This window comes from Xylophilus sp. (genome assembly GCA_009914555.1).
Taxonomy (GTDB): Bacteria; Pseudomonadota; Gammaproteobacteria; order Burkholderiales; family Burkholderiaceae_C; genus WNDY01.
Map to the genome: position 1 here is coordinate 54,849 of WNDY01000014.1, position 18,015 is coordinate 72,863.

At 69.6% G+C, this 18,015-nt stretch carries 16 protein-coding genes and 2 pseudogenes; 10 read left to right on the top strand and 8 right to left on the bottom strand.

Going from position 1 to position 18,015, the window contains the following annotated elements; genetic code table 11:
- Nucleotides 1–38 precede the first annotated feature (38 nt).
- The 3 genes from GAK38_RS09225 to metK form a co-directional block, all read right to left on the bottom strand.
- Nucleotides 39–752 carry an acyl-CoA dehydrogenase family protein gene (locus GAK38_RS09225; RefSeq protein WP_325343437.1) on the bottom strand — a complete coding sequence of 238 codons (714 nt, stop codon included), beginning with the start codon at nucleotides 750–752 and terminating at the stop codon, nucleotides 39–41.
- 14 nt (nucleotides 753–766) lie between these two features.
- Nucleotides 767–1,270 carry a hypothetical protein gene (locus GAK38_RS09230; protein ID WP_325343438.1) on the bottom strand — a complete coding sequence of 168 codons (504 nt, stop codon included), beginning with the start codon at nucleotides 1,268–1,270 and terminating at the stop codon, nucleotides 767–769.
- A 176-nt stretch (nucleotides 1,271–1,446) separates the two neighbouring features.
- Nucleotides 1,447–2,628 (bottom strand): methionine adenosyltransferase, encoded by a 1,182-nt coding sequence (gene metK / locus GAK38_RS09235; RefSeq protein ID WP_325343439.1) that lies wholly within the window; start codon nucleotides 2,626–2,628, stop codon nucleotides 1,447–1,449.
- Between the two features lie 150 nt (nucleotides 2,629–2,778).
- Here metK and GAK38_RS09240 point away from each other — a divergent pair, with 150 nt between their 5' ends.
- Nucleotides 2,779–3,600 (top strand): lysophospholipid acyltransferase family protein, encoded by an 822-nt coding sequence (locus tag GAK38_RS09240; RefSeq protein WP_325343440.1) that lies wholly within the window; start codon nucleotides 2,779–2,781, stop codon nucleotides 3,598–3,600.
- 22 nt (nucleotides 3,601–3,622) lie between these two features.
- Complete coding sequence (locus tag GAK38_RS09245; protein WP_325343442.1) at nucleotides 3,623–4,489, top strand: lysophospholipid acyltransferase family protein; 867 nt, start codon at nucleotides 3,623–3,625, stop codon at nucleotides 4,487–4,489.
- Between the two features lie 35 nt (nucleotides 4,490–4,524).
- On the opposite strand, the gene yihA is transcribed toward GAK38_RS09245, so the two are convergent.
- Complete coding sequence (gene yihA, locus GAK38_RS09250; RefSeq protein ID WP_325343458.1) at nucleotides 4,525–5,157, bottom strand: ribosome biogenesis GTP-binding protein YihA/YsxC; 633 nt, start codon at nucleotides 5,155–5,157, stop codon at nucleotides 4,525–4,527.
- A gap of 170 nt (nucleotides 5,158–5,327) precedes the next feature.
- Between yihA and GAK38_RS09255 the strand changes: the two genes are divergently transcribed.
- The 5 genes from GAK38_RS09255 to GAK38_RS09275 all read left to right on the top strand — a co-directional run bounded on the left by GAK38_RS09255 (nucleotide 5,328) and on the right by GAK38_RS09275 (nucleotide 11,315).
- Entirely contained in the window at nucleotides 5,328–5,972 is a 645-nt protein-coding gene (locus GAK38_RS09255) for a c-type cytochrome (RefSeq protein ID WP_325343443.1), read from the top strand.
- 159 nt (nucleotides 5,973–6,131) lie between these two features.
- The gene (locus GAK38_RS09260; protein WP_325343444.1) at nucleotides 6,132–8,285 is read left to right on the top strand and encodes a cytochrome c biogenesis protein ResB; all 2,154 of its coding nucleotides are present in this window, start codon (nucleotides 6,132–6,134) and stop codon (nucleotides 8,283–8,285) included.
- Nucleotides 8,286–8,287: 2 nt separating this feature from the next.
- On the top strand, nucleotides 8,288–9,634 hold the full coding sequence (gene ccsB / locus GAK38_RS09265; protein ID WP_325343460.1) for a c-type cytochrome biogenesis protein CcsB: 1,347 nt from the start codon (nucleotides 8,288–8,290) through the stop codon (nucleotides 9,632–9,634).
- 59 nt (nucleotides 9,635–9,693) lie between these two features.
- A complete protein-coding gene (msrP, locus tag GAK38_RS09270) occupies nucleotides 9,694–10,689 on the top strand; it encodes a protein-methionine-sulfoxide reductase catalytic subunit MsrP (protein WP_325343445.1) in 996 nt (331 codons plus the stop codon).
- A complete protein-coding gene (locus tag GAK38_RS09275) occupies nucleotides 10,689–11,315 on the top strand; it encodes a sulfite oxidase heme-binding subunit YedZ (protein ID WP_325343446.1) in 627 nt (208 codons plus the stop codon). The genes msrP and GAK38_RS09275 overlap by 1 nt, the downstream gene beginning before the upstream one ends.
- On the opposite strand, the gene GAK38_RS09280 is transcribed toward GAK38_RS09275, so the two are convergent.
- Genes GAK38_RS09280 through lptM form a run of 3 tightly spaced genes read right to left on the bottom strand, consistent with a single transcriptional unit; the run spans nucleotide 11,272 to nucleotide 13,589 of the window.
- A complete protein-coding gene (locus GAK38_RS09280; protein WP_325343448.1) occupies nucleotides 11,272–12,102 on the bottom strand; it encodes an MBL fold metallo-hydrolase in 831 nt (276 codons plus the stop codon). The two genes, GAK38_RS09275 and GAK38_RS09280, sit on opposite strands and share 44 nt — an antisense overlap.
- Nucleotides 12,103–12,147: 45 nt before the next feature.
- Nucleotides 12,148–13,437, bottom strand: coding sequence for a diaminopimelate decarboxylase (lysA, locus tag GAK38_RS09285; RefSeq protein WP_325343449.1), 1,290 nt, complete (start codon nucleotides 13,435–13,437; stop codon nucleotides 12,148–12,150).
- Nucleotides 13,434–13,589: an LPS translocon maturation chaperone LptM gene (gene lptM / locus GAK38_RS09290; protein WP_443089181.1), complete on the bottom strand. Its 156-nt coding sequence runs from the start codon at nucleotides 13,587–13,589 to the stop codon at nucleotides 13,434–13,436. The genes lysA and lptM overlap by 4 nt, the downstream gene beginning before the upstream one ends.
- A 72-nt stretch (nucleotides 13,590–13,661) precedes the next feature.
- Between lptM and cyaY the strand changes: the two genes are divergently transcribed.
- Entirely contained in the window at nucleotides 13,662–13,994 is a 333-nt protein-coding gene (cyaY, locus tag GAK38_RS09295) for an iron donor protein CyaY (protein WP_325343451.1), read from the top strand.
- A gap of 76 nt (nucleotides 13,995–14,070) precedes the next feature.
- Here the strand turns inward: cyaY and GAK38_RS09300 are convergent, their stop codons facing one another.
- A complete protein-coding gene (locus GAK38_RS09300) occupies nucleotides 14,071–16,482 on the bottom strand; it encodes a penicillin-binding protein 1A (protein ID WP_443089182.1) in 2,412 nt (803 codons plus the stop codon).
- Nucleotides 16,483–16,736: 254 nt separating this feature from the next.
- On the opposite strand from GAK38_RS09300, the pseudogene GAK38_RS09305 reads away from it, so the two are divergent.
- Together GAK38_RS09305 and GAK38_RS09310 are read left to right on the top strand one after the other, a co-directional pair.
- Nucleotides 16,737–17,815: pseudogene (locus GAK38_RS09305) on the top strand (pilus assembly protein PilM).
- Nucleotides 17,812–17,895, top strand: a pseudogene (locus tag GAK38_RS09310) (PilN domain-containing protein); the annotation flags it as partial. The pseudogenes GAK38_RS09305 and GAK38_RS09310, both read left to right, overlap by 4 nt.
- Nucleotides 17,896–18,015: the final 120 nt, after the last annotated feature.

Below are 18,015 nucleotides of genomic sequence, written 5' to 3' on the forward strand. Positions count from 1 at the left end.
TGCTGCCGGTCAATGCCGCCGACGGGATGGGGCGGGCGTCAGAAGAAGCGGCTGGCCGGCAAGGGGGTGTCGTGCACCGCGTACTGGCCGAGAGCGCGCGCCTTGTAGGCCGTGGGGTTGTCCGACACCAGGGTGCGCGCGTTGCGCCAGCGGCGGTCGAGGTTGTAGCGCCGCGTGGCGGCCGAGGCGCCGCCCACGTCGAACAGCTGGCTGCCGGCGCGCACCACGAGTTCGTCGATCACCACCTTGGCCTGGGCCGTGGCGATCAAGCCCTGCAGCGCCAGCCCGGCGTCGAAGGCGCCGGGCTGGCGGGCGTCGTCGTCGGCGTCGAGCGCATCGGCCGCGGCCAGGGCGACCGTCTGCGCCGCGAAGGCGGCGGCCGAGATCTGGCCGATGGTCTGCTGCAGCAGCGGATCGTCGGCCGGCTTCGCGGCCGCGGCATGGTTGAAGCTGCGCTCGCCGCGGCGCTGGACCAGCGCGACCGCCTCCTGCTCGATGCCGCCCAGGATGCCTGCGACCACGCTGGTCACGATCAGCTGGGCCAGCGTGCTGCTGTAGGGCAGGCCATAGGCCGTGCCGGCCGTGTCGAACTCGACCTCGTCTGCCGCCACGCGCACCTGATGGAGCCGGGTGGTGCCGCTGCCGGTCACGCGCTGGCCGATCCCGTCCCAGTCGTCCTCCAGCACCAGGCCTTCGCGGCCGACCGGCACGACGACGGAGGCAGCGGCGCCCTCGGCCGTCCCGGCGCGCACCAGCACGTAGTCGGCTAGAGGCTGCCGGTGCTGTAGTACTTGACGCCCTCGACCCGCCAGCCGCCCTGGCCGTTGGGCGTGAGCGGCGTGTCGAGCGCGCCGTTGCCGACGGCGCTGGTGGACAGCTCGCCCGAAGCCAGCCCGAAGATCGCGCCTGCGGCCACGGCGCGCACCCACGGATGGCCGGGCTGCGTGGCCGTCAGCGGCAGCACGAAGCGGTCGACGAAGGCGAAGTGGTTGCGCAGGATGTGGGCGACGTTCGGGTCGGCGGCGCCCAGGGCGATCACCGCGGCGATCAGCTGGCGCAGCGACGCGCCGGCCCCGCCGACGGCCACCAGCAGGCGCAGCGCGCCGAAACGCGCGCGGCGCAGCAGGCCGACCGCCTCGAACGGGCGGACGCGCTCGGCGTCGCGCTGCGAGGCGCCTTCGGCGATGGCGGCGAACAGGGCGGCGAGTTTGGGACTGCCGGGCCGCACGTCGGCGGCGTCGGACGCGGGGGACACGGGAAGTGCACTCATGGGTGCGATGAGAAGAGGAGGGGATCGCCGCGCGGGCGCCCCAGCCAGTATGCGAACCCGCTTGCTCGCCGGCCGCATTTGCAAATGACCTCAGCGCGCCAGGTCTGCGCTCACATCCGCTGCGCGGACATGAACTCCGCCCCCAAGCCCCAGGATTCGCCGCGCGAATGCGGGGCCTACAGCCCGGCCGCTGCACGCAGCGCCGCGGCCTTGTCCGTCCGTTCCCAGGTGAATTCCGGCTCCTCGCGGCCGAAGTGCCCGTAGGCCGCCGTCTTCTGGTAGATCGGGCGCAGCAGGTCGAGCTGCTGGATGATGCCCTTGGGCCGCAGGTCGAAGTGCTCGGCCACCAGCGCGGCGATCTTCTCGTCGGGGATCACGCCGGTGCCTTCGGTGTAGACCGTCACGTTGATCGGCCGGGCCACGCCGATGGCGTAGCTGACCTGGATCTGCGCCTGGCGCGCGAGGCCGGCGGCCACGATGTTCTTGGCCACGTAGCGCGCCGCATAGGCGGCCGAGCGGTCGACCTTGCTCGGGTCCTTGCCGCTGAAGGCGCCGCCGCCGTGCGGGGCCGCGCCGCCGTAGGTGTCGACGATGATCTTGCGGCCCGTGAGGCCGGCGTCGCCCTGCGGCCCGCCGATGACGAAGCGGCCCGTGGGGTTGACCAGGTAGCGCGTGTTCACCAGCCACTCCTTGGGCAGCACCGGCTTGATGATCTCCTCGATCACCGCCTCGATGAAGCTGGGCTTGAGCTTGGTGGCGGTCTCGCTCTGGTCGGCACTGTGCTGTGTCGACAGCACCACGGTGTCGATCGAGTGCGGCCGGCCGTCCACGTAGCGCAGCGTGACCTGGCTCTTGGCGTCGGGGCGCAGGAAGGGCAGGCGGCCGTCCTTCCTCAGCTGGGCCTGGCGCTCCACCAGGCGATGGGCATAGTAAATCGGCGCGGGCATGAGTTCGGGCGTCTCGTCGATCGCGTAGCCGAACATCAGGCCCTGGTCGCCGGCGCCGGTGTTCAGGTGGTCGTCGCTGGCGCGGTCCACGCCCTGGGCGATGTCGTTGCTCTGCTTGTCGTAGGCCACAAGCACGGCGGCGGCCTTGTAGTCGATGCCGTAGTCGCTGTTGTCGTAGCCGATGCCCTTGATGGTGTCGCGCGCGACCTGGATGTAGTCGACGTGGGCGTTGGTGGTGATCTCGCCAGCCAGCACGACGAGGCCGGTGTTGGTCAGCGTTTCGGCGGCGACGCGGCTGTACGGATCCTGCTCGAAGATGGCATCGAGGATCGCATCCGAGATCTGGTCGGCCACCTTGTCCGGGTGGCCCTCCGACACCGATTCGGACGTGAAGAGAAAGTCGTTCGCCATTTGAATAAACTCCTTGGGTTGCATGGCCTGGCGCGTTGCCGGGCCCCCGGGGGCTGGCGAACGCTTTAGCAGTCGTGTTTAACGTCGCCCTGCAAGTAGTCCAATAACTCGGCGACAGCCGCCATTCTAGCCATCCCCTCTTCTCCTCTCATGCCGGCACTGTTTTGCCGCCTGCCGCTGTGGTTCGCCCATGCGGTGGGCGCGGTCCTCGGCTGGCTCGTCTTCCTGCTGTCGCCGACCTACCGGCGCCGCTTCATCGCCCATGCGCGGCTGGCGGGCTACCGCTTCGGCGCGGTGCGTGGCGCGGTCGCGCATGCCGGGTGCATGGTGACCGAGCTGCCGCGGCTGTGGTGGGGCGCGCCGGTGCGCTGCACCTGGGCGTCGATCGACGTGGTGCACCAGGCCTATGCGGCCGGCCGCGGCGTGGTCTACCTGACGCCGCACCTCGGCTGCTTCGAGGTGTCGCCGCAGGTGGCGGCGCGCGACTTCACTGCGGAGCACGGGCCGATCACGGTGCTCTTCCGGCCGGCGCGCCAGCCCTGGCTGGCGGGGCTGATGGCGGATTCGCGCCGGCGCCCGGGACTGGAGACGGCGCCGACCACGCTGGCCGGCGTGCGCCAGATGATCCGAGCGCTGCGCCAGGGCCGGGCCGTGGGTCTGCTGCCCGACCAGGTGCCGCCCGAGGGGCAGGGCCTCTGGTCGCCGTTCTTCGGCAGGCCGGCCTACACCATGACGCTGGCCGCGCGCCTCGCGCAGCAGACCGGCGCGGCCGTGGTGCTGGTGCGTTGCGAGCGGCTCGCGCGCGGGCGCGGCTTCGTGCTGCATCCGCGCGGGCTGGCCGAGCCGCTGGCGGCCGACCTGGAGATGGCGGTGGGGCAGATCAACCGCGAGATGGAGCACCTGATCCGCGAGGCGCCGCAGCAGTACCTGTGGGGCTACAGCCGCTACAAGACCCCTCGGCGGGAAGTTTGAGAAGAAAGAAAGAAGGAACGACGTGGGCGCATATCTGGGCATTCTGTTTCTGCGCGCGATCGCGCCGTTGCCGCTCTCCTGGATCCGTGCACTGGGCTGGGTGCTCGGGCACGTCCTGGCCGTAGTGGCCAAGCCGCGCCGGCGCGTGGCCGAGCGCAACCTGGAGCTGTGCTTTCCGCAGTGGAGCGCCGCGCAGCGCCGCCGCGTGGCGCGCGAGTCCATCGTCTGCTTCGCCCAGGCCTGGCTGGACCGCAGTTGGCTCTGGCAGTCGCCGTGCGCGGTGCTGCAGCGCCGGCTGAAGCTGCACGGCGCGCTGCACGAGCTGGAAGGCACGACGCCGACCATCATCTTCTGCCCGCACTTCTACGGCCTGGATGCCGGCGCGATGGCCATCGGCATGAACATCCAGCGCCTCTTCACCTCGATCTACACGCCGGTGCCCGACAAGCGCGTGGACCGCTGGATGACCGCGGGCCGCATCCGCTTCGGCGAGGTGCGCATGTTCAACCGCTTCGACGGCGTGAAGGCCAACCTCGCCGGCCTGCGCGCCGGCGGCATCCTGTACCTGCTGCCCGATATGAACTTCGGCCCGCAGGAGTCGGTCTTTGTGCCGTTCTACGGCGTGCAGGCTGCCACCGTGCCGTCGCTGCCGCGCTTTGCCCGGCTCGGCCGCGCCAAGGTCGTGCCGGTCATCCCGCGCATGACGCCCTGGGGCTACGACGTCGAGGTCTTCCCGGCCTGGGAGAACTATCCGACCGACGACGTGGTGGCCGACACGGCGCTGATGAACCGGCGCCTGCAGGGCTGGATCGACACCATGCCCGCGCAGTACTGGTGGGTGCACCGGCGCTTCAAGACGCGGCCCGCGGGCGAGCCGCCGGTCTACTGAGTGGGTATGTTCCTGTAGCGTTCGAAAGCCGGGCGCTATGGGCTGTCAGTAGGGGTAGTATCTGCCGCGGGATGCGTCCACTGCCACAGCAGCTGCGCCGCCTCGTCCACGCCCTGGCGCTTGAGGGCCGAGAACAGCCGGGCCTCGCCGCCGCCGGCCTGCAGGCGCGCGATCGACAGGGCCTTGGCCTGCTCGGCGCACGTGAGCTTGTCGGCCTTGGTCAGTAGCACCAGGAACTTCAGGCCCTCCTCCACGCGCGGGCGGATCACCTCGAGCAGCACCTCGTCGAGTTCGGTCAGGCCCAGGCGCGGATCGCACAGCAGCACCGCGCCGACGAGGTTCTCGCGCGTGACGAGGTAGTTGGCCATCACGCGCTGCCAGCGGATCTTGTCCTGCTGGGGCACGGCGGCGTAGCCGTAGCCCGGCAGGTCGGCCAGCACCGCGTCCATCACGTTGCCGCGGCCCAGCTGGAACAGGTTGATGTGCTGGGTGCGGCCCGGCTTCTTCGACGCGAAGGCCAGCTGCTTGTGCTGCGTGAGCGTGTTGATGCAGGTGGACTTGCCGGCGTTGGAGCGGCCGACGAAGGCGATCTCCGGCACGGCCAGCGCCGGCAGGTGGTGCAGCTGGGCGGCCGTGGTCAGGAAGCGGGCGGTGTGCATCCAGCCCATCGCCTCCTTCGCGGACACCGCGCCATCGGTGTGCGCGGCGAGTTTCGCGGGGTTCTGATCTGGGACAAAGGATGCGGTCATGGCGTGCGGGGCAGGGTAAGCCGGGGCATGCGCCACGGGGGGTGCATTGTAGAATTTTGGCGGTCGCACCTAGAAACAAAACCCTCGATATGAAGCTGTTCGTCCCCTTGCTGACGGCCGTTTTGCTGTCATGGACCGCCCTGCATGCCGCCGCTGCGGACGACAAGCCGGCACCGGCCGCCAACAAGGCCGCCAAGCCGGACCTGGTGCAAGGGGAAGCCAAGTACACCGCCGTGTGCGCCGCCTGCCACGGCGCCGACGGCAACTCCACCGTCCCCGCGCAGCCCCGGCTGTCGCAGCAGCACCCCGAGTACCTGGTCAAGCAGCTCGCCGAGTTCAAGTCGGGCAAGCGGGCCAACCCCATCATGCAGGGCTTCGCCGCCACGCTCTCCGACGACGACATCCGCAACATCGCCTGGTGGGTGGCCGGCAAGCAGGCCAAGGCCGGCTTCGCCAAGGACAAGGCCCTGGTCGCCCTGGGCGAGCGCATCTACCGCGGCGGCGTGCCCGACCGCCAGATCGCCGCCTGCGCCGGCTGCCACAGCCCCAACGGCGCCGGCATCCCGGCGCAGTACCCGCGCCTGTCGGGCCAGCATGCCGACTACACCGCGGCCCAGCTCGTGGCCTTCCGCGACGGCGTGCGCAAGAACAGCGTGCCGATGGCCGACGTGGCCGCCAAGCTCAACGACCGCGAGATCCGCGCCGTGGCCGACTACATCGCGGGCCTGCGTTGACATCGGTCAAGTAACATGCAGCGGCCCTGGCGGCTCCGCGGAACCGTCCGCCGATAATCCACCCCAAGACAGGGCGGGTCCATCCACCGGTTCCGGCAGGATGGCCCGCCCTTCGTCTTGCCCGACCGCCGCCTTCGCCGTATTTCGCCGTCCCGACCGATGACCGTCACCACCCATGGCCTGCGCCTGCGCTCCGGCTCCCACCTGCTGCGGGCCGCGGTGGAACTGCTGTCGTCGATGCGCTTCGCGATCGCGCTGCTGACGGTCATCTGCATCGCCTCGGTCATCGGCACCGTGCTGCAACAGCAGCAGCCGCTGCCCAACTACGTCAACCAGTTCGGCCCGTTCTGGGCCGAGGTCTTCGGCGCGCTGCGGCTGTATGCGGTCTACAGCGCCTGGTGGTTCCTGCTGATCCTGGCCTTCCTCGTCGTCAGCACGTCGCTGTGCATCGCGCGCACCACGCCGCGCATCCTGCGGGAGCTGCGCACCGTCAAGGAGCACGTGCGCGAGCAGAGCCTGCGCGCCTTCGGCCAGCGCGCCGAGGCGCCGCTCGCGGGGGAGACGCCCGAGGCCGCGGCCCGCCGCATCGGCGGGCTGCTCGCGGGCGCGGGCTGGAAGGTCAAGCTCCAGCAGCGGCCCCGCGAAGGCGGCGCCGGCTGGATGGTGGCCGCGCGCGCCGGCGCCGCCAACAAGATCGGCTACATCGCCGCGCACGGCGCCATCGTGCTGATCTGCCTGGGCGGCCTGTTCGACGGCGACCTGATCGTGCGCGCGCAGATGTGGTGGCAGGGCAAGACCGCCTATGCCGGCGGCGGCCTGATCGCCGACGTGCCGCAGCAGCACCGCCTGTCGGTGCGCAACCCGACCTTCCGCGGCAACGTGCTGGTGGCCGAGGGCACGCAGTCCGGCACCGCCATCCTCAACCAGTCCGACGGCGTGGTGCTGCAGGACCTGCCGTTCGCAATCGAGCTCAGGAAGTTCATCGTCGACTACTACTCCACCGGCATGCCCAAGCTCTTCGCGAGCGAGATCGTGATCCACGACAAGGCCACCGGCGCGCAGGTGCCGGCGCGGGTCGAGGTGAACCATCCGGCCAGCTACAAGGGCATCGAGATCTACCAGTCCAGCTTCGACGACGGCGGCTCGCGCGTGAAGCTGCGCGCCGTGCCGATGGCCGCCGGCGTGCAGCCGTTCGAGGTCGAGGGCACCATCGGCGGCAGCACGCAGCTGCAGGGTAGCGGCGGCGAGCGGCTCACGCTCGAATACACCGCGTTGCGCGTCATCAACGTCGAGAACATGGGCGGCGGCGAGGGCGCGGGCGTGGACGTGCGCAAGGTCGACCTGCGCCATGCGATCGAATCGCGCCTGGGCGCGGGCAACAAGACGGCGACCAAGCGCGAACTGCGCAACGTGGGCCCGAGCATCGGCTACAAGCTGCGCGACGCCGCGGGCCAAGCGCGCGAGTACCAGAACTACATGCTGCCGGTGGACACCGGCGACGGCCATCCGGTCTTCCTGCTCGGCGTGCGCGAAGACCCGTCGGCGCCGTTGCGCTTCCTGCGCCTGCCGGTGGACGACGAGGGCGGCATGCAGGGCTTCCTGCGGCTGCGCGCGGCGCTGGCCGAACCGGCGCTGCGGACCGAGGCGGTGCGCCGCTATGCGGCCCATGCGATCGACCCCCACCGGCCCGACCTGGCCGCGCAGCTGGCGCAGTCGGCCGGTCGCGCACTGGCGCTGTTCGCTGGCGAGGGCGCGCGGCCGGATGCGCGGGGCCGTCGCCAGGGCGGCCTGCAGGCCATCTCCGACTTCATGGAAGCCAACGTCCCTCAGCCCGAACGCGCTCGCGCCGGCGAGGTGCTGGTGCGCATCCTCAACGGCGCGCTGTGGGAGCTGGCGCAGCTCGCGCGCGAGCGCGCCGGGCTCCGGCCGCTGGAACCCGGCGAAACCGCCCAGGCCTTCATGACGCAGGCCGTGCTGTCGCTCTCCGACACCTTCGCCTACCCGGCGTCTGTGGCCTTCGAACTGACCGACTTCACCCAGGTGCAGGCCAGCGTGTTTCAGGTGGCCCGCGCGCCGGGCCGCAACATCGTCTACCTCGGCTGCGCCTTGCTAATCCTCGGCGTGTTCGCCATGCTCTACATCCGCGAGCGCCGGCTGTGGGTCTGGCTCGCGCCGCGGACCGATGGCAACGGCACCCAGGCGCTGATGGCCGGATCGGTTAACCGTCGCACACTCGACGCCGACCGCGAATTCGATAGCCTCGCGCATAAACTGCTGGGTGTGCACGCGCCCCCTTCTGGAGCCGCTCCATGACGATGACTGTCTCCCCCACGACGCCAACGACGACGACGACGACCATCCGCCTCGACGAAAACTGGTTCGCGCGCCGCAACGCCTTCGACTGGCTGTTCGCCGCGATCGCGCTGGCCGGCGGCCTGTTCGCCTTCACGCGCTACGGCGCGTTCATGGACGGCTACGAGAAAGGCATCCTGATCGCCTCCATCCCCGCGGCCATCGGGCTGGGCTGTTTCTGGCGGCCGTTGGCGGTGCTGATGCTGGTGGTGGCCGGGCTGTCGCTCGTCGGCCTCGGCACCTACCAGGGCGACCTGGCGCGGGCCGACAGCGCCTTCCTGCTCAAGTACTTCCTTTCCAGTCAGTCGGCCATCCTGTGGATGGGCGTGCTGTTCTTCATGAGCACGGCGTTCTACGGGATCGGCCTGTTCGCGCGCGCGGGCGCCGGCGGCACGGCCGAGCTGATCGGCTCGCGGCTGGCCTGGGCGGCGGTCACCCTGGCACTGGTCGGCACGATGGTGCGCTGGTACGAGAGCTACCTGATCGGCCCCGACATCGGTCACATCCCGGTCAGCAACCTCTACGAGGTGTTCGTGCTGTTCTGCTGGCTGACCGCCACGTTCTACCTCTACTACGAGGCCCGGTACCGCACGCGCGCGCTCGGCGCCTTCGTGCTGCTCGTCGTGAGCGCGGCCGTGGGCTTCCTGCTCTGGTACACGCTGGTGCGCGAGGCCCATGAGATCCAGCCGCTGGTGCCAGCGCTCAAGAGCTGGTGGATGAAGCTGCACGTGCCGGCCAACTTTATTGGCTACGGCACCTTCGCGCTGTCGGCCATGGTGGCCTTCGCCTACCTGATCAAGCAGCAGGCCGCAGAGACGCGCTGGTGGCGCCTGACGCCCATCTGGGCGCTGGGCGCGGCCCTGTGCTTCGTGCTCATCGCCTTCCGCCAGCGCGCGGCCGAGGCCGGCGGCAGCTACTGGGTGGGCTACGCGGCCATCTCGGCGCTGATCGCGGCGGGCATCCTGCTGGGGCGCCGACGCATCGCCGTGCGCCTGCCCGCGCTCGAGGTGCTCGACGACATGATGTACAAGGCGATCGCCGTCGGCTTCGCCTTCTTCACCATCGCCACCGTGCTTGGCGCGCTCTGGGCGGCCGAGGCCTGGGGCGGCTACTGGAGCTGGGACCCGAAGGAGACCTGGGCGCTGATCGTCTGGCTCAACTACGCGGCCTGGCTGCACATGCGGCTCATGAAGGGGCTGCGCGGCACCGTCTCGGCCTGGTGGGCGCTCGGGGGACTGGCCGTGACCACGTTCGCCTTCCTTGGCGTCAACATGTTCCTCTCGGGGCTGCACAGCTACGGAACCATTTGACGCGCCGGCAGGTCCGACGATGAGGCTGTGGGGCACCGCTCTTCCAACCAGGGCCTGCCATGCATCTCCGCCGCACCGACCGCGGATTCGACCGCCCCACGCCGAGCGAGATCACGCCGCGCACGGTCTACGAGGCCCGCCGCGCCTGGCTGCGGCAGATGGCTGCCGGCGCGGCCGGCCTGCCGCTCGCGGCCTGGGCGGCGCGCGATGCGCAGGCGGCCTTCGCCAGGCCCGGCAAACTGCCTGCCTTGCAGACCGTGCCGTCCAAGGCGGCCGGCGCAGGCACCGACGAGGCGGTCACGCGCTACGAGGACGTGACCGGCTACAACAACTACTACGAGTTCGGCCTGGGCAAGGACGACCCGGCCCGCAACGCCCACACGCTCCGGACCAGTCCGTGGACGGTCGAGATCGACGGCCTTGCGGCCAAGCCCGGCAAATACGCGATCGAGGATCTGCTCAAGCTCTCGCCGCTGGAAGACCGGATCTACCGCCTGCGCTGCGTTGAAGGCTGGTCCATGGTCATACCCTGGGCAGGATACTCGCTGAGCGCCCTGCTCAAGCGCGCTGAGCCGCTATCCTCCGCCAAGTATGTGGAATTCCACACACTGGCCGACAAGGCGACCATGCCCTATGTGGGCTCGCGCGTGCTCGAATGGCCCTACGTCGAGGGCCTGCGCATGGACGAGGCGATGCATCCGCTCACGCTGCTGGCCTTCGGCATGTACGGCGAGGTGCTGCCCAACCAGAACGGCGCGCCGGTGCGGCTCGTGGTGCCGTGGAAGTACGGCTTCAAGAGCGCCAAGAGCATCGTGCGTATCCGCTTCACCGACCGCGAGCCGCGCACCGCCTGGAACAAGGCCGCGCCGCAGGAATACGGCTTCTACAGCAACGTGAATCCGGACGTGGACCATCCGCGCTGGAGCCAGGCGACCGAGCGGCGCATCGGCGAGGGCGGCCTGTTCGCCAAGCGGCGCAAGACGCTGCCGTTCAACGGCTACGGCGCGCAGGTGGCGCAGCTCTACGCGGGCATGGACCTCCGCAAGCAGTTCTGATGGCCACCCGCGCGGCATGGCTCAAGCCGGTCGTGTTCGCGGCCGCGCTGCTGCCGTTCGCCTGGCTGGCCGGGGGGGCGGCGGCCGACACGCTGGGCGCCAACCCGGCGCAGGCCCTGGTACGCTCCATCGGCGACTGGGCGCTGCGCTTCCTCTGCCTGGCGTTGGCCGTCACGCCGCTGCGGCTGGCCACGGGTTGGGCGGTGCTGGCGCGGCTGCGGCGCATGGCCGGGCTGTTCGCGTACTTCTACGCGGCGCTGCACCTGCTGTGCTACGCCTGGTTCGACATGGGTTTCGAGCTGCCGGACATCGCGGCCGACATCGCCAAGCGGCCGTTCATCCTGGTCGGCTTCGCGGCCTTCGTGCTGCTCACCCTGCTGGCCGCCACCTCGCCGCATGCGGCCGTGCGGGCGCTGGGCGGCCGGCGCTGGCAGGCGCTGCACCGCACGGTCTATGCGGCGGCGCTGCTCGCGCTGCTGCACTTCTGGTGGATGCGCGCGGCCAAGAACGACTTCAGCGAGGTGGCGGTCTACGCCGCCATCGTGGCGGTGCTGCTCGGGTGGCGCGTCTGGAGGCGCTGGCTCAGCCGCCCTGCACCGCGCGCAGGGGCGCCCGCACGGCGTTGACCGCCGGGTCGATCTGCGCCGTGGGCAGCTGGTAGGCCCGCTGGTCGAACAGGTCCACGCCGCATTCCAGCGTTTCGATCCAGTCGAGGAAATCGGCCACCGCGCGCGCGCCCACGATGGGCGCGCCGTGCTGCGGCACCAGCATGGCGATGTCGAGCTTGCGTGCCATGTGGACCCACAGCCGCAGGATCTTGTTGCACACCATGTAGCGGCGGTGGAAGCCTTCCATGCGCGGGATGTGGTCGCGCAGCGCGCGCACCGGCCGCGCGGCTTCGGCGCCCGAGGTCATCGACGCGCCCAGGTCGCCGGTGAACAGGATGCGGCTCGCCGGATCGTAGAAATGGAAGTTGCCCTCGGCATGCATGAAGTGCGCGGGCAGCAGGTGCAGCACGCCCTGCCCCAGCGGCAGGATGCCGCCGGCGTCGGGCACGCCGACCACGCGGTCCTCGGTCTTGCCGACCTTGGCGAAGTGCGGCGCGAAGCGGGCCCACAGCCGCGAGATGACGAGCTTGGCCCGCGTGCTGGTCAGCCAGCGGTCGAGCGAGGCGATGATGTCCGGGTCGGCATGCGAGGCGAGCAGGTACGACAGCTGTTGCGGCGCGAAGAAGCGCGACATGCCGAGGTAGAGCTCGTTGAACGCCAGGTTGCCGCCCGGGTCGATCACGGCGCCCACGCCGTGGTCGACGATGAGGAACTGGTTGGCCTGCACCGCCTGGCCGTCTTCCTCGACCAGGTCGGTGAACATCAGGCAGGCATGGTGCTCGTCGCGGTACAGCTCGATGGACATGGCCGGCACTCTAGGGCTGCCCGCCGGGCCGGCCTTTGAGGCAGGTCAAGCCGGCAGGAGCGCCTCGTGGCGGAAGGTGTCCTCGACCGATTCGCGCGCGCGGATCAGGTGCGCCCGGCTGCCGTCCACCAGGACCTCGGCCGGCCGGGCGCGGGTGTTGTAGTTGCTGGCCATCGATGCGCAGTACGCGCCGGCCGACAGCACCGCGAGCCGGTCGCCCGGCTGCACCGCCAGCGCGCGGTCGCGGCCGAGCCAGTCGCCGCTCTCGCAGACCGGGCCGACCACGTCGTAGGTCGCGGCCGCGGCGCCTTCGCGCGGCGCCAGCGGCACGATGGCGTGGTACGCCTCGTACATCGCGGGGCGCGGCAGGTCGTTCATGGCCGCGTCGACGATGCAAAAACTCTTCTGCTCGCCGGGCTTGAGGTAGAGCACCTCGGTCACGCAGAGGCCGGCGTTGCCGACCAGCGAGCGGCCGGGCTCGATCAGGATGCGGCGCCGGCCGTAGCCGCGCGCGTCGATGCGCTCGAACAGCCGGGCCCAGAGTACGTCGGCCGCCGGCGGGTGGTCGCCGTGGTAGTCGATGCCCAGGCCGCCGCCGAAGTCGAGGTGGCGGATCGGCACATCGGCCGCTTCGATCGCGGCGACCAGATCGAGCACCCGGTCCACCGCATCGAGATATGGCGCGGCGTCGGTGATCTGCGAGCCGATGTGGCAGTCGATGCCGACCACGCGCAGGCCCGGCAGCGACGCGGCATGCCGGTAGACCGCCACGGCGCGCTCGTGCGCGATGCCGAACTTGTTGCCCTTGAGGCCGGTGGAGATGTACGGGTGCGTCTTCGCATCCACGTCGGGGTTGACGCGGATGCTGATCGGCGCGACCTTGCCGGCCTCGCGCGCGACGGCGTCGAGCACGTCGATCTCGGCCTCGCTCTCGACGTTGAAGCAGCCGATGCCGGCGGCCAGCGCGGCGCGCATCTCGGCACGGGTCTTGCCCACGCCCGAGAAGATGACCTTGGCCGGGTCGCCGCCAGCGGCGAGCACGCGCGCGAGCTCGCCGCCCGAGACGATGTCGAAGCCGCAGCCGGCGCGCGCGAACAGCTGCAGCAGCGCCAGCGACGAGTTGGCCTTCATCGCATAGCAGATCTGTGCGTCGCGCCCTGCGAAGGCGCGCTGGTAGGCCGCGAGCGCGGCCAGCATGGCGGCCTGCGAATAGACGAACAGCGGCGTGCCGTATTCGCGCGCCAGGTCGGACACGCGCACCTCCTCGGCATGCAGCTCGCCGCCACGGTAGCCGAAGAAGGGGGCGCCGGGCAGGGCGGAGGCGGCAGTCGTCATCGCGTGTTGGGAATGGAGTCGTCGGTGGCCGAGGGCGCGGGCCGGGTCGGCAGGATGGTGTCGGGCAGCGAGGCCCGGCCGGTGGCCACCGGATCGGTCGGCAGGTAGAGCGGACCCTTCTGGCCGCAGCCGGCGAGCAGGCCGGCACACACTGCCGCACTGCCTGCAAGGACAAGGGCTCTGACTAGAATTTGCCGGATTGGGACCATCCGCGGATTGTAGTAATGACCGACAACGAATTCCTCGATGAAGCCGAGAAGCTGCTGCTCGCCGTGGAGCAGGGCAGCGACCGCATCGGCGAGACGACCGACGCCGACATCGACGCCCAGCGCGTCGGCGGCATGGTGACGCTGACCTTCGGCGCCAACGGCAGCCAGCTCGTGGTGAACCTGCAAAAGCCGCTGCACGAGGTCTGGCTCGCATCGCGCTCGGGCGGCTACCACTACCGCTTCGACGACCACGCCTGGCGGGACACCAAGGGCGCGGGCGAGTTCTTCGCGCAGCTCAACGCCGATGCGAGCGCGCAGGCAGGTCAGCCGCTGAAATTCGAAAAGTGATGGGGTATACCTTCGCAGCGCGCGGACCAAGCGCGCTGTGAAGGTATAGGGCGGTGAGTATATTGAGGCGGACCGTTCAGTTCCGGAACAGGTCGAGGATCTTGTTGCGCTCCTCGACCGGCGGCGGCGCCGGCGCCGCCGCCCCCGGCACGGCGGCCGGCGCGGCGTTGGCATTGTCCATGCCCAGGCTGGTCACGCCGTTGTTGCGCGCGTATTCCTCGTAGAACCATTCGCCGCCGACATTGACCACGCCCGGCGGCACCACGGGTTCGGCCACCGGCACGTCCTTGAGCGCGCGCTCCATGAAGCCGATCCACACCGGCAGGGACAGGCCGCCGCCGGTCTCGCGGCTGCCGAGGTTGCGCGGCGTGTCGTAGCCGATCCAGCTGACCGCGGCGATCGTCTGCTGGTAGCCGGCGAACCAGGCGTCCACCGAGTCGTTGGTCGTGCCGGTCTTGCCGGCCAGGTCGTGGCGCTTGAGCGTGGCCTGCGCGCGCGCGGCCGTGCCCGCGCGGGCCACGTAGTTCAGCAGATCGTTCATGATGAAGGCGTTGCGCGCCTCGATCGTGCGGCGGCTCTCGTCGAGCGCCGGCGGGCGCGTCTCGGCGATCGTGCGGCCCTTGAAGTCGGTGATGCGCGCGATGATCCACGGGTTGACGCGGTAGCCGCCGTTGGCGAAGACCGAATAGGCGCTGACCATCTGCATCGGCGTGACCGAGCCGGCGCCCAGCGCCATCGGCAGGTAGGCCGGATGCTTCTCGGCCTCGAAGCCGAAGTGGGTGATCCATTCCTGCGCGCGCTTGGTGCCCACGGCCTGCAGCAGCCGGATCGACACCATGTTCTTGGACTTGCCCAGGGCGGTGCGCAGCGTCATCGGGCCGTCGAACTTGCCGTCGTAGTTCTTGGGTTCCCACGGCTGGCCGCCGGTGGTGCCGGCATCGAAGAACAGCGGCGCGTCGTTGACCATGGTGGACGGGCTGAAGCCCTTCTCCAGCGCGGCCGAGTAGATGAACGGCTTGAAGCTCGATCCCGGCTGGCGCCAGGCCTGGGTCACGTGGTTGAACTTGTTCTTGTCGAAGTCGAAGCCGCCGACCAGCGCCTTGATGGCGCCGCTGCGCGGGTCCATCGCGACGAAGGCGCCCTCGACCTCGGGCAGCTGGGTGATCTCCCAGGTGTTCTTGGGCGTGCGCACCACGCGGATGATCGCGCCGCGGCGGATGCGGACGTTGGGCTGGGCCGTGGCGGCCAGGCCCGACTGCGCGGGCTTCAAGCCCTCGCCGGTGATCTCGACCGCATCGCCGTTGCCGCGCACCGCGGTGATCTTGCGCGGGTTGGCATCGAGCACCACCGCGGCCAGCACGTCGCCGTTGTCCGGGTGGTCGACCAGCGCCTCGTCGATCGCGTCGTCGAGCTCGCGTGGATCGCTCGGCAGGTTCACGAACTTCTCGGGACCGCGGTAGATCTGCCGGCGCTCGTAGTCCATGATGCCGCGGCGCAGCGAGCGGTAGGCCGCATCCTGGTCGCCGGCCGACAGCGTGGTGTAGACGTTGAGCCCGCGCGTATAGGCCTCGGCGCCGTACTGCGCGTAGATGAGCTGGCGCACCATCTCGGCCACGTATTCGGCATGCACGCGCGTGTTGTCGGGGCCGGTGCGCAGCTGCAGCGCCTCCTGCTTGGCGGCCTCGGCCTCGGCGGCGGTGATGAAGCCGTTGGCCTGCATGCGCTCGATGATGTAGAGCTGCCGCGCGCGCGCGCGCTTGGGGTTGCTGATCGGGTTGTAGGCCGACGGCGCCTTGGGCAGGCCGGCGAGCATCGCGGCCTCGGCGATGCTGACGTTCTTCAGCGGCTTGCCGAAGTAGATCTCCGAGGCGGCCGCGAAGCCGTAGGCCCGGTTGCCCAGGTAGATCTGGTTCATGTAGATCTCGAGGATCTGGTTCTTGCTGAGCATGTGCTCGAGCTTGAACGTCAGCAGGATCTCGTAGATCTTGCGGGTGTAGGTCTTCTCGGAGGAGAGGTAGACGTTGCGCGCCACCTGCATCGTAATGGTCGAGGCGCCCTGGCTCTTCACACGGCCCAGGTTGGCCAGGCCCGCGCGCAGCATGCCCTTGTAGTCGACGCCGCCATGCTCGAAGAAGCGCGCGTCCTCGATCGCGAGCACCGCGTTCTTCATGACCTGCGGGATCTCGCCGATCGGCGTCAGGTTGCGGCGCTCCTCGCCGAACTCGCCGAGCAGCGCGCCCTCGGTCGAATACACGCGCAGCGGCAGCTTGGGGCGGTAATCGGCCAGGTCCGAGATACCGGGCAGGTTGGGATAGGCGACGGCGAGCGCGACCGCTGCGACCAGCACGACGGAGACGACGCCGGCCACGGCCAGGCCCGCGATCCAGGCCAGGCTGCGCAGCAGCCATCGCACCCAGGCGGGCGTGGTGGATGGCGGAGGGCGGAAAGGGGGCTTACCGGAGTCGGAAGGCGGAACGGGAGGCGGCATGTCACTCCGGAATGCGAAAAAAGGCAACGGCCATTATAAAAATGGCCGTTGCCTCCGGTGCATGACACATTTGCGCGACTATTTTGTAAAAGCCTGTGCGTTGACCGCGCTCGTCGGCTTTTGACAACGTGCCCTGCGCCCGGTCAAGGGAAAAAGCTTGGTTGCAGAAGGGCCTTACTGATAGCATTCATGTGAAATGTTAAGTTCTGTAGCTGTTTTTTTCCGCACTTTCTGACCAGTTTCCGGGGACCATCTTGAGCTTTGCGGGATCCTTGTTCAGCCGCCAGACCGCGCCTCTGCTGGGCATCGACATCAGTTCGTCGAGCGTCAAGCTGGTGGAATTGGGGCGCGAGAAATCCAGCGGGCTGGTGCTCGAGCGCTGTGCCATCGAGCCACTGGAGCGCGGCTGGATCGTCGACGGCAACATCGAGAAGTTCGACGCGGTGGCCGATGCGGTGCGCCGCGTCGTCAAGAAGAGCGGCACGCGCACCAGAAACGTGGCGCTGGCGCTTCCGCCTTCGGCCGTCATCACCAAGAAGATCGTGCTGCCCGGCGGCCTGAGCGAGCAGGAACTCGAGGTCCAGGTCGAATCCGAGGCCAACCAGTACATCCCGTTCTCGCTCGACGAGGTGAGCCTGGACTTCTGCATCGTCGGCCCCAGCGCCGCGTCGCCCGGCGACGTCGAGGTGCTGATCGCCGCGCGCGCCGCGAGAAGGTGCAGGACCGCCAGGGCCTGGCCGAGGCCGCGGGCCTCAAGGCGGTCGTCATCGACATCGAGTCCTATGCCTCGCGCCTGGCGGCCGGCCGCATCATCGAGACCCTGCCCGCCAAGGGGGCCGGGGCCTTGGTTGCGCTGTTCGAGATCGGCGCGCTCACCACCAGCATGCAGGTGGTGCGCGACGACGAGGTGCTCTACGAGCGCGACCAGGGCTTCGGCGGCGCGCAGCTCACCCAGCTCATCGTGCGCCACTACGGTTTCTCGGCGGAAGAGGCCGAGAGCAAGAAGCGCAGCGGCGAACTGCCGGAAGACTACGACACGGCCGTGCTGCGCCCCTTCGTCGACAGTGTGGCGCAGGAGGTGGGTCGCGCGCTGCAGTTCTTCTTCACCAGCACGCCGCACCACAAGGTGGACCATGTGCTGCTGGCCGGCGGCTCGGCGCCGCTGCCGGGCCTCACCGAGGCCGTCACGCAGCAGACCGGTTTCGCGGCCAGCCTGGTCAACCCTTTCGAAGGCATGGAACTGGCCAGTTCGGTGCGGCTCAAGAAGATGGTGCGCGAGGCGCCGGCCTACCTTACGGCCTGCGGGCTGGCCATGCGGAGATTCCTCCAGTGATCCTGATCAACCTGCTGCTGCACCGGGAGGCGGCACGCAAGCGCCGCAAGGAGCAGTTCCAGGCGACCATGTTCGGAGCCTGTCCGAAATTTTGTGTGTGAGGCATAGCATGTCAATGAGGAGCATGTATGCCGACGAGCAAGACGAAAACGAAGAACGCAGCGATAGCCGCCCGAACGGCGGCGTTGCCCACGATCCCC

Excerpts from the sequence above, each read along its gene's own strand:
- GAK38_RS09230 (WP_325343438.1), bottom strand. The coding sequence starts at position 1,270 with ATGAGTGCACTTCCCGTGTCCCCCGCGTCCGACGCCGCCGACGTGCGG.
- metK (WP_325343439.1), bottom strand. The coding sequence starts at position 2,628 with ATGGCGAACGACTTTCTCTTCACGTCCGAATCGGTGTCGGAGGGCCAC.
- GAK38_RS09240 (WP_325343440.1), top strand. The coding sequence starts at position 2,779 with ATGCCGGCACTGTTTTGCCGCCTGCCGCTGTGGTTCGCCCATGCGGTG.
- yihA (WP_325343458.1), bottom strand. The coding sequence starts at position 5,157 with ATGGGCTGGATGCACACCGCCCGCTTCCTGACCACGGCCGCCCAGCTG.
- GAK38_RS09255 (WP_325343443.1), top strand. The coding sequence starts at position 5,328 with ATGAAGCTGTTCGTCCCCTTGCTGACGGCCGTTTTGCTGTCATGGACC.
- GAK38_RS09260 (WP_325343444.1), top strand. The coding sequence starts at position 6,132 with ATGACCGTCACCACCCATGGCCTGCGCCTGCGCTCCGGCTCCCACCTG.
- ccsB (WP_325343460.1), top strand. The coding sequence starts at position 8,288 with ATGACTGTCTCCCCCACGACGCCAACGACGACGACGACGACCATCCGC.
- msrP (WP_325343445.1), top strand. The coding sequence starts at position 9,694 with ATGCATCTCCGCCGCACCGACCGCGGATTCGACCGCCCCACGCCGAGC.
- GAK38_RS09275 (WP_325343446.1), top strand. The coding sequence starts at position 10,689 with ATGGCCACCCGCGCGGCATGGCTCAAGCCGGTCGTGTTCGCGGCCGCG.
- GAK38_RS09280 (WP_325343448.1), bottom strand. The coding sequence starts at position 12,102 with ATGTCCATCGAGCTGTACCGCGACGAGCACCATGCCTGCCTGATGTTC.
- lysA (WP_325343449.1), bottom strand. The coding sequence starts at position 13,437 with ATGACGACTGCCGCCTCCGCCCTGCCCGGCGCCCCCTTCTTCGGCTAC.
- cyaY (WP_325343451.1), top strand. The coding sequence starts at position 13,662 with ATGACCGACAACGAATTCCTCGATGAAGCCGAGAAGCTGCTGCTCGCC.
- GAK38_RS09300 (WP_443089182.1), bottom strand. The coding sequence starts at position 16,482 with ATGCCGCCTCCCGTTCCGCCTTCCGACTCCGGTAAGCCCCCTTTCCGC.